The sequence below is a fragment of the Mucilaginibacter rubeus genome, from assembly GCF_014643835.1.
Classification (GTDB): Bacteria; Bacteroidota; Bacteroidia; order Sphingobacteriales; family Sphingobacteriaceae; genus Mucilaginibacter; species Mucilaginibacter rubeus.
This window is the reverse complement of the sequence record NZ_BMKD01000016.1, coordinates 19,801-29,778: the sequence shown is the minus strand read 5'-3', so window position 1 is coordinate 29,778 and position 9,978 is coordinate 19,801. Positions and strand designations below refer to the sequence as shown.

10 protein-coding genes and 2 rRNA genes are annotated in these 9,978 nt (G+C 43.5%); 8 read left to right on the top strand and 4 right to left on the bottom strand.

Annotated features, from left to right (window positions below; translation table 11 throughout):
* The 3 genes from IEX80_RS27650 to IEX80_RS27640 form a co-directional block, all read left to right on the top strand.
* Positions 1 to 87: ribosomal RNA gene (locus tag IEX80_RS27650) — 23S ribosomal RNA — on the top strand; the annotation flags it as partial.
* Between the two features lie 211 nt (positions 88 to 298).
* A 5S ribosomal RNA gene (gene rrf / locus IEX80_RS27645) occupies positions 299 to 410 on the top strand.
* A 400-nt stretch (positions 411 to 810) separates the two neighbouring features.
* A complete protein-coding gene (locus tag IEX80_RS27640) occupies positions 811 to 1,638 on the top strand; it encodes a glycine-rich domain-containing protein (protein ID WP_188834822.1) in 828 nt (275 codons plus the stop codon).
* A gap of 5 nt (positions 1,639 to 1,643) precedes the next feature.
* Here the strand turns inward: IEX80_RS27640 and IEX80_RS27635 are convergent, their stop codons facing one another.
* The 3 genes from IEX80_RS27635 to IEX80_RS27625 form a co-directional block, all read right to left on the bottom strand.
* Positions 1,644 to 1,946, bottom strand: a complete 303-nt coding sequence (locus IEX80_RS27635; protein WP_176629115.1) for a hypothetical protein — start codon at positions 1,944 to 1,946, stop codon at positions 1,644 to 1,646.
* 4 nt (positions 1,947 to 1,950) lie between these two features.
* Positions 1,951 to 2,667, bottom strand: a complete 717-nt coding sequence (locus IEX80_RS27630; RefSeq protein ID WP_090534984.1) for a pirin family protein — start codon at positions 2,665 to 2,667, stop codon at positions 1,951 to 1,953.
* Between the two features lie 159 nt (positions 2,668 to 2,826).
* Entirely contained in the window at positions 2,827 to 3,411 is a 585-nt protein-coding gene (locus IEX80_RS27625) for a Crp/Fnr family transcriptional regulator (RefSeq protein WP_176629114.1), read from the bottom strand.
* Between the two features lie 264 nt (positions 3,412 to 3,675).
* Here IEX80_RS27625 and IEX80_RS27620 point away from each other — a divergent pair, with 264 nt between their 5' ends.
* The 5 genes from IEX80_RS27620 to IEX80_RS27600 are packed head-to-tail and all read left to right on the top strand — an operon-like array spanning position 3,676 to position 9,067.
* Positions 3,676 to 4,869, top strand: a complete 1,194-nt coding sequence (locus IEX80_RS27620) for a glycoside hydrolase family 172 protein (RefSeq protein WP_188834821.1) — start codon at positions 3,676 to 3,678, stop codon at positions 4,867 to 4,869.
* Entirely contained in the window at positions 4,869 to 5,720 is an 852-nt protein-coding gene (locus IEX80_RS27615; protein ID WP_188834820.1) for a fumarylacetoacetate hydrolase family protein, read from the top strand. Before IEX80_RS27620 ends, IEX80_RS27615 begins: the two co-directional genes overlap by 1 nt.
* A 7-nt stretch (positions 5,721 to 5,727) precedes the next feature.
* Entirely contained in the window at positions 5,728 to 6,942 is a 1,215-nt protein-coding gene (locus IEX80_RS27610; RefSeq protein ID WP_188834819.1) for a DUF6786 family protein, read from the top strand.
* Between the two features lie 30 nt (positions 6,943 to 6,972).
* Positions 6,973 to 8,253, top strand: a complete 1,281-nt coding sequence (fucP, locus tag IEX80_RS27605; protein WP_188834818.1) for an L-fucose:H+ symporter permease — start codon at positions 6,973 to 6,975, stop codon at positions 8,251 to 8,253.
* A 25-nt stretch (positions 8,254 to 8,278) separates the two neighbouring features.
* A complete protein-coding gene (locus IEX80_RS27600) occupies positions 8,279 to 9,067 on the top strand; it encodes an SDR family oxidoreductase (protein WP_090534995.1) in 789 nt (262 codons plus the stop codon).
* Between the two features lie 128 nt (positions 9,068 to 9,195).
* Here IEX80_RS27600 and IEX80_RS27595 read toward each other — a convergent pair whose 3' ends face one another.
* Positions 9,196 to 9,975 carry a GLPGLI family protein gene (locus tag IEX80_RS27595; RefSeq protein ID WP_188834817.1) on the bottom strand — a complete coding sequence of 260 codons (780 nt, stop codon included), beginning with the start codon at positions 9,973 to 9,975 and terminating at the stop codon, positions 9,196 to 9,198.
* Positions 9,976 to 9,978 lie beyond the last annotated feature (3 nt).

Sequence of the window (9,978 nt, the reverse complement as noted above, 5' to 3'; positions counted from 1 at the left end):
GTAGGAGACTACTACGTTGATAGGTTACAGGTATAAAGGTGGTGACATCATAGCCGAGTAATACTAATTGCCCGAAGCTTTCTTCAAAGCAGAGATTAGAGGTTAGAGATTAAGAGATTAGTCGCTACCTCTAATCCGAGACAAACAGATAATGAACAACAAAGCTGTTGTTTTCTCTACATTCAATTCCTTCTTTCAATAATATGTCATTTATGAGGCTGAAAGGCCAAAGGATAAAGGCGAAAGGTAAAAAACCTTTAACTTTTACCTTTAAGCTTTCACCTTAATAAAAAGAAATTCAGGTGCCTATATCGGCGGTGTCTACCTCTTCCCATTCCGAACAGAGAAGTCAAGCCCGCCAGAGCCGATGGTACTGCGGTAAAACGTGGGAGAGTAGGTCGGTGCCACCCTTTATCACTTTCAATAGTGCTACATCGCAAAAGCCTTAGCTAATTACTAAGGCTTTTTTGCGTTATTAGACTTTGGGGATTCTCCTATCCCAAGCCATGCCAACTGTAGCCAATCTCTGCTTTCCACTGACCCTCAAACCACGTTAGGGATAGGAGCGGATACCGGCCTGTGGCTAATGCCCGTGCAGTATGAGCGCATAGCCCGGCCACAGGCAACGCCCAAAGAAATCATTGTTGTATTTAACTTTACGTTGGCCCGCTTAGTTGCCGCGGGTTGGCTTTGTTCTTTTTCTTAACAAAATGAACAAAGTCCGATCGATAGCAAGATAACGAACACCATCACCAATAAACATTTCATTACCATATTATTTTGCTATTTTTAAAGTATATACCTAAACATATGCTTACAGCAGAACAAGCCGCGCTTTGGCAAAAGATCCTGGATTTTCAATTGGATGATCCTGAAGCTGCTTTCAAATTTTCCGAACGCCTGGCGCGCGAGAATGGGTGGGACTTAGTTTATACCCGTAGAGTGATTGCTGAATACAAACGTTTTATTTTTCTTTGTTGTATCTCCGAACATGGTGTAACACCTTCCGATGCTATTGATCAGGCCTGGCACCTGCATTTAACTTTTACCCGGTCATATTGGATAGATCTTTGCCGTGACACACTCGGAAGGGAGATCCATCATAATCCTACTAAAGGTGGAAATAGCGAAGCAGTAAAGTATGACACGTTTTATACTGATACCGGCCAATTATATTTTAACTGTTTTAACGAACAGTCGCCTGCTGATATCTGGCCTGGAAACGAAGTCCGCTTTAAAGAGATTAATTTTCAACGAGTGAACCTGGATAAATACTGGCTTATCCGTAAACCTCGACGAATTAAAGTATTGTTGTTGATGGGGATGTTGATCCTTGTTTCATGGATATGCATACAGGCCTCAGATAATGATATTTTTATATTAATTTTCCTGGTACTGTTTGTTGGTGTTACCATATTAAGTTATCATAGTGAAGGGCGCAATGATGATAAACGGGACCGTGACGGTAATGGTGGTGGGACTGGTTGTAGTACCGTCGGCTGCGGAGCTGATAGTAGTTTCGATTCGGGCCATCACGGACATTCTGGTCATGGGTGTCATAGCGGCGGGGGCAGTGGATGTGGAAGCGGTTGCTCAGGGTGCTCTGCTTCAGGATGTAGTGGTTGCAGCAGCCATTAAGTTAATCAGCTACCTAATGCCTCAAAAATCTCAGCCGAGAGCAGTCCACTCCCTCCGCCAAAATGCTGAACTATTTTAATGCTGGGTTTTTCGGCACAAAAATATTCATTCAATTTATATTCCGATATCTCATCAACACCACCACCTAATAGCACGAGTTTAAAATCCCGCGTACTGAATGCCGCAATGGCCTCCTCATCGCTGAGGCAGCCTGTTGCGTTCCAATTAGGATTATTGTTTACCAGCCGTACCACGGTAGCCAGTATTTCGGGGTGACGGCCAACTACCAGTATCTGCGTCTTTTCCATGATCTTAAAATTTCATTGGTACATCAATTAACAAAAACTCTGAATCTGTACCTGCTTCAACGGTAAATTTGTCGGTATCCCAAATACCCAAAGCATCGCGACTATTTAAAGTTTCGCCATTAATAATCACTTCGCCGCTTAACACAAACGTATAAACGCCGTTGCCCTCTTTCTTGATGCTGTATTCGGTGCTTACTCCTTTGTCAAACTTGCCTAAATGAAACCATGCGTCCTGATGGATCCACACACCTGCATCGTCGGGACTGGGGGATAATACCTGTTGCAGTTTGTTATGACGGTCTTCAAGATTTAATGAAATCTGATCGTAACGAGGTTCTACATTTCTTTTATTAGGGTAGATCCAGATCTGCAAAAATTTCACTTCGCTGGTACGGTCAAAATTATATTCGCTGTGAAAAATTCCGGTACCGGCACTCATCGCCTGGATATCTCCGTTTTTGATAACAGCTACATTGTTCATGCTGTCCTTATGCTCGAGGTCGCCTTCCAGCGGAATTGAAATGATCTCCATGTTATCATGCGGGTGTTTGCCGAAACCCATACCCGGATCAACGGTATCATCGTTCAACACCCTCAACGCGCCAAAGTTCATCCGTTGAGGATTGTAATAACCAGCAAAACTAAATGATTGGTAGCTGTGTAACCATCCGTGGTCTGCATGTCCGCGGGTGTTGGCTTTATGTAAAATGGTCTGTGCCATGGTGTGTTTCCTTTAAATTGTAATACAAATTTAAAGGGACATTGGTTGGCGGCACTTGATGTAGGTTAAGAAAATTGGAGAGTAGTTGATTAGGTGGGTGGAGAGTAGTTGTTTATTGCGTATAAAACCACTCTCTAATCAACCCAATCAACCATTCATCTATCTTTTCCTCACCATTTCGCTTTTCATCCGGCTAAAAAACTCGGGGGTTACACCTATATAGGAGGCTATTTGTTTTTGTGGGAGATGATCTATCAGTGTAGGGTAGCGTTTGCAAAAATTATAATAACGGTCTTCGGCGGTAAGGCTCAGACTATCGATAAGACGCTGCTGACTGGCTACCAGTGAGTTTTCGGTCAGGATCCTGAAAAAGTGCTCAAACTTAGGTATCTGTATATATAATTTTTCCTGGTTGGCTTTTGATAGCAGCAGCACATCGGTATCTTCCAATGCTTCGATATTCTGGATACCGGTTTTTTGCGAAATTAGACTATACATATCGGCAATCCACCAGTCGGCAGGGGCAAAGTTTAACACATGTTCGATACCACTTTTATCTACGGTATAACCTCGCAAACAACCGGCCGTTACAAAAGCCGAATACTTGCATATCTCACCATAAGTAAGCAAAAACTGTTTTCGTTTTATTTTTTTAGGCTGTAAATAAGCCGTGAAAATTTCCTGTTCTTCGCGGGTTAAGTGGATGTGTTTTTCGAGATTGTTAAGTATCAGATCAAACGGCATATGCAAAAATGTGGTTTATTTAGCTTATTTATCGAAGAATGGACAATTAATCTATCCTGTTTTTTACAGGCGCAGGCATTTATTTAATAAATTTTAAATTAGCTTTATCAACCGCAGGTAAGCCATGCCAAAATATGCGCATGTTATGCTTATAAAGCGGTATGGATAGCAAAAAATTATCAATATGATTGTGAATGGCTTTTTTAACCAAGGCCTGAAGCATAAACAAATAAACCTGGAACGCATTACCAATTACTGCGTTAAATGATTTTAAAGATAAGTTTTATGGTGAAAAATTATTTTTTAACGATCTGCCTGTGTGTTATTGTTGCTTCGTTTGTTGATGCGCAGCAAAAATTTAACGGTCTTGATGTTGGGCTCGGCAACCTTTATCGTACATCTGATGCCAAAACAAGATCTATCAGCCCGGAAAATTTTACGGGCGAGAAAGGTAAAGGTGGCATGGCCACAAACGGCACCGGCGCCAACGCTTCGCGCGATCTGGGCCAGACCTGGAAAGTAAGCCCAAGCGTTGTCATCAAAAAACATACAACTTTTACCGTTGCCGAAATTAACGGATCGGGCGCCATCCAGCATATCTGGATGACACCTACCGGTAACTGGCGCTATTCCATAATCCGTTTTTATTGGGACGATGAAACTACCCCATCCGTGGAGGTGCCGGTGGGCGACTTTTTTTGTATGGGATGGGGTAAATATGCACCGGTAAATTCCCTCGCAGTGGCGGTTAATCCTGGCAGTGCATTTAATTGCTACTGGCCAATGCCGTTCCGCAAAAAATGCCGCATCACTATGGAAAATATCGACGATGCGGATATGGTGCTCTATTACCAGGTTGATTATACCCTGACCGATGTACCCGAGGATGCGGGCTATTTTCACGCGCAGTTTCGCAGGGTAAACCCATTACCTTATAAAAAAGATTTTGTTTTGGTAGATAGCATTAAAGGCAAAGGGCAATACGTAGGTACTTACATAGCTTATGGCTCAAACAAAAATGGCTGGTGGGGTGAAGGCGAGATCAAATTTTTTATGGATGGCGATACCAAGTTTCCTACTATAAATGGAACAGGGACAGAAGATTATTTTTGCGGATCGTATGATTTTGATACCCGCCATAAAGATGCCAACGGGAAAGAAAAACCGGGAACGGAGTACACCGAATTTTGCAGCCCCTACAGCGGCTTGCCGCAGGTAATCCGCGGCGATGGGCACTATGAAATTGCACAGCGTTTTGGCATGTACCGCTGGCATATCGTTGATCCAATCCGCTTTGAAAAAAGTTTGAAAGTTACCATACAGGCATTAGGCTGGCGGCATGATGGTCGTTACATGCCCTTGCAGGACGATATCGCTTCAACCGTGTTCTGGTATCAAACCGGCGAACATGGCCCTTTCCCTAAATTCCCCTCAAAAGACGAACTGGAAGTAAACTAATGAAACTATATAAACTTGCCAAAGGCAGCCTATTGCAACATAACGGCTCATCATATATTATTGATGATGAATGGGATAAACTGATCAACAGGGATGCTTTAGCCGCTTATCTGGAAATGATCACTGCCGATACTACAGCTCTGAGCGCCGAGGTGGAGAATGAATATCTAAACAGCAAAATATTGCCGCCGATTGGTACCCAGGAAGTATGGGCCGCTGGCGTGACTTATTTACGCAGCCGTGACGCTCGCATGGAGGAATCAGAAACCGGCGCAAGCCTGTATGATAAGGTTTATGATGCACCGCGCCCTGAGCTTTTTTTCAAAGCACTTGCTCACCGGGTATCCGGGCATAACGGTGAAGTTTACATCCGCAAAGATTCGGAGTGGGATGTGCCGGAGCCTGAACTTACACTATTTGTGAATAGCGATGGTAATATCCAGGGATACACCATTGGCAATGATATGAGCTCGCGGAGTATTGAGGGAGAAAATGCGTTGTACCTTCCGCAGGCTAAAGTTTATGAAAAAAGCGCCGCGCTTGGGCCATGCTTATATGTTACCTCATCGCCAATTCCGGGTGAAACAATCATCAGCATGAACATTAAGCGAAATGGTACCATCCTTTTTGAAGACGAAACAACGGTATCGCGCATTAAACGCTCTTTTACCGAGCTTACCGGCTATTTATACAGTGAATGTGATTTTCCTAACGGATGCTTTTTAATGACGGGCACCTGCCTGGTGCCGCCGCCAAGTTTTACTTTGCAAGCCGGCGACGTTGTGGAGATCAGTATTGACTATATCGGCACAATGGTGAATGTGATCGGCTTAAATCCTAAACATAAATAACCGGCATATGCAGCTTTTTAAAAAGTCATCATTAGTTTTGCTGCTTGCCGCTTCGGTGTCGTGTACCATGCGCAACCCTCAACTACCCATGAAAGGAACTTTTGGATCTGATCTTGATTTTTTAAAAGCAAAGGATAGTGTTATCGTTTTAAAAGATGACAGCGGTTTGGGGCAGGTGATCGTATCGCCCAAATATCAGGCAAAGGTTTTTACATCTACCGCTGATGGTTTAAATGGTAAAAGTTTCGGATGGATCAAGTATGAAACATTCGATTTGAAACAGCCAGACCCGCATATGAATGCCTTTGGCGGTGAAGATCGCCTGTGGCTTGGGCCGGAAGGCGGGCAATTCTCGCTTTTCTTTAAGCCGGGCACCAAAATGGAGTTTGCCAATTGGCATACGCCGGCTGCTGTTGATAATGAAAGCTGGGAACTCATTTCAACTTCGGATAAAAAGGTATCGATGAGCAAAAGCACGCGTCTGCAAAATTATGCCGGCACCGAATTATCAATAAAGCTGGAGCGTGATGTGGAGATCATGGAGCCAAATGTAATTCAGCAAGTATTAAGTATTGATGCGGATACAGCTGTAAAAACAGTTGGTTTTAATACTGTAAATTCCCTCATTAATGCAGGAGATAAAGCTTGGGATAAAGCTACAGGCGCACCTTGTTTATGGAATTTAGATATGTTTACCCCTTCGCCCAAAGTGGTGATTGTAGTTCCCTATAATGAAAATGCGAAAGGGAAAGTAGCCACTACCAATTATTTCGGCGAGATTCCGAAGGATAGGATCACTTATAAAAGCGGCATTCTGCTGTTTAAGGCCGATGGCAAAAGTCGCGGTAAACTGGGCATCCCGCCAAACCGGGCAAAAAATATGGCTGGCAGTTACGATGCCGAGAACGATGTTTTAACCATAACCATGTTTGATGTGGATAGTACAGCATCCTACCTAAACCAGGAATGGAAAACAGATACCGCGCCTTACAGCGGCGACGCGGTGAATGCTTATAACGATGGCCCACTGGCCGATGGTAAGCAAATGGGGCCTTTTTATGAGATAGAAAGCGTATCACCCGCCGCGTTCCTGAAGCCGGGCGAAAAGCTTACACATAAACATAGTGTATTCCATTTCACCGGTAATAAAGCCGCATTAAACAAAATAGCATTAAAAACACTGGGGATTTCACTGGATGATATTTCAGCAGCATTTAAATAACAGATCAATATATAACAACCATAAACACTAATGTCAAAAAACAACGCCCTGTTCGCAGTAGCATTAATTACTTCCCTGTTCTTTATCTGGGGATTCGCGCTCAATCTTAACCCGATCTTAATTCCACATTTAAAAAAGGCTTGCCAGCTTAATGACCTTCAATCCTCACTTATCGATTCGGCATCCTATATAGCCTATTTCATATTACCTATTCCGGCCGCACAGTTCATGAAAAAATATGGCTACAAGGGCGGGATCATCTTAGGTTTGATACTTTTTTCAACAGGTGCGTTCCTGTTTTTCCCGGCAGCGGCGGTACGTAACTATGCGTTCTTTTTAGCGGCCCTGTTCATCGTATTTTCGGGCGCAGCCTTTTTGGAAACGGCAGCTAATCCTTATATAACGGTATTAGGTGATCCGGCTGGTGCTGAAAGAAGGATCAACTTTTCACAATCATTTAACGGCTTGGCTGCTACCTTAGCTCCGCTTATCGGTGGTAATTATATTTTATCGGGCAAAGTGTTAACAGATGCGGAATCAAGCAAAATGTCGCCCGAGCAGCTGAATGAATATCTTAATCATGAAGCATCGTCTGTACAAATTCCTTTTGTGGTAATTGGCGCAGTGGTGCTTGTAGTTGCATTCTTAATTTATCGCACGCACTTCCCGCCAATTGTTGAAGAAACCAGTGAAGAGGCAGTTAACGACAACCGTTCGCTTGGTGTAAGGATAAGCGAGCTGTTGCACGTGAAAAGTTTAAGGGCCGGTATCTTTGCAGAGTTTTTATATGTAGGGGCGCAAGCTGGTATAAGCAGTTTCTTTATCCGCTATTCAGAAAAAGTAGCCGGATTTGCCGAAAAACCAGCTTCTTTTTATCTCACTATAGCTTCTGCGGGTTTCATGGCAGGCAGGTTTATTGGTACATTGCTCATGCGTTATTTTAACCCGGTTAAACTGCTTATCACTTATGCGATTATTAACATTTTCCTGATAGCTATGGCGGTAACACTAAAAGGCGAAGTAGCGGTTTACGCGTTAATGTGTACCTGGTTTTTTATGTCGATCATGTTCCCGACTATTTTCTCGTTAAGTATCCGTGGCCTGGGCGCTAAAACTAAACTTGGTTCATCATTGGTAATCATGGGCATTGTAGGCGGTGCCATTTTCCCGGTAATCATGGGGCGGGTTTCTGACGCAACACACAGCATTCAATGGGCTTACGTTGTGCCTGGCATTTGCTTTTTTGGCATCCTGATCTTTGCTATCAACAACCATAAAGTTAAAAAGCTAACCTTATCAGGTTCGCATTAATATTTGATCTATCTATTATAAAAAAATGAATTTACAACTTACAGATAAGGTAATTATAGTTACCGGCGGCGCCAAGGGCATAGGCGAAGGCATAGTGAAAGTGTTAGCTGCCGAGGGTGCTATCCCGGTTATAATAGGCCGCGGTGAGGCTGATAACCTGAAAACGGTTGAAGCTATAGCAACAGCAGGGCATAAGGCGTACCAGGTAGTGGCCGAACTTACTGACCCTAAAGCATGCGAAAATGCGGTTAATGAAGTAATAATAAAATTTGGCCGTATCGATGGCTTAGTGAATAATGCCGGAGTAAATGATGGTGTTGGCCTGGAAAGCGGCGACTACGAAGGGTTCATGGCCTCGCTGCATAAAAACGTGGTGCATTATTACCTGATGGCGCATCATGCCCTGCCTGAACTGAAAAAATCAAAAGGGGCTATCCTCAACATTACTTCAAAAACTGCGGATACCGGCCAGGGAAATACCTCGGGTTACGCGGCATCAAACGGTGGCCGTAACGCGCTTACCCGCGAATGGGCGGTTGAGCTTTTGAAATACGGCATCCGTGTAAACGCGCTGGTAGTGGCCGAATGCTGGACACCGCTTTACGCTAATTGGATCAAAACCCTGCCCGATCCTCAGGGGAAATTGAAAGAGATCGAATCAAAGATCCCATTGGGCAACCGGATGACCACTGCCGAGGAAATTGCCAATACCGTAGCGTTTTTATTGTCGCCGGTATCAAGCCATACTACCGGTCAGCTAATTTATGTTGATGGCGGCTATGTGCATTTGGACAGGGCGCTGGCTAACGCGTAAAGGTATATAAGAAAAAAGCGCCCGTGAAGACACTGGCGCTTGGATATGATCTGAGAAAGCTTGCCTTTAGAAGACTTACGAAGTTTCAAAAACTTCGTAAGTCTGGTTTTCGCATTAACGTTCTCCTCCTACAACGAAAATCCTTTTAAATACTGCTTTGCATAAGTTTCGCCCCAATCTTTCATGGCGTTTTGCAGTACAGTAAGGAAGCTTTTGTTATTACCTGCTTTCCCTTTTTTAGGTGCTGAGAGGGATTTTTCATCTACCGGTTGTTCGGTGACCTTGGTGGCAAACCAGGTTATGTTTTCATGGGGCAATGCAACTCCTAATATCATACCCGGCAAACCATTAAATGATTCGGGGCCACCGGAAACAGGGATCTCATCGGTATAAAAAGCTACTACATAGATAGAATCAAGTATGAGGCCGTTTGCTCTGCGGCAGTTATAACCGGCAATCTCCCTGTTTTCGCCGGTTAGTTTCCATTTAATGTGCCTTGTGGTATCCTTTACCAGGAAGGTTTCTTCAAATACCTTCTTTTGGCTGGTGCTTAAACCCGTATTATAATCGGTGTAAATGGTATTATTCTGTACAGCCATCGGCAGTTCGTCGCCAAAATTGTTGGGGGTGTATTCCGGTTCAATAGGAGTAAACAAGGTTTGATTATTGCCAAATTTTAATGAGCTTTTCAAAACCTTAAACTGTGGCTTATTTTTCTTGTACTGATCATACATAGGCTGGTACCAGCTTTCATTATCCTTGTTGATCAGTTTTTGCAGCATAGCCCATACATTTGAGGTTTTGTTATACTCAATGGTACCGTGAAAAGTAAAATGCTTATTGCCCTGCGCAAGCAAAACGTTCGCGATTAATAGCAATACGGTTGTTAAGGTTAAAATCTTTTTCATGAT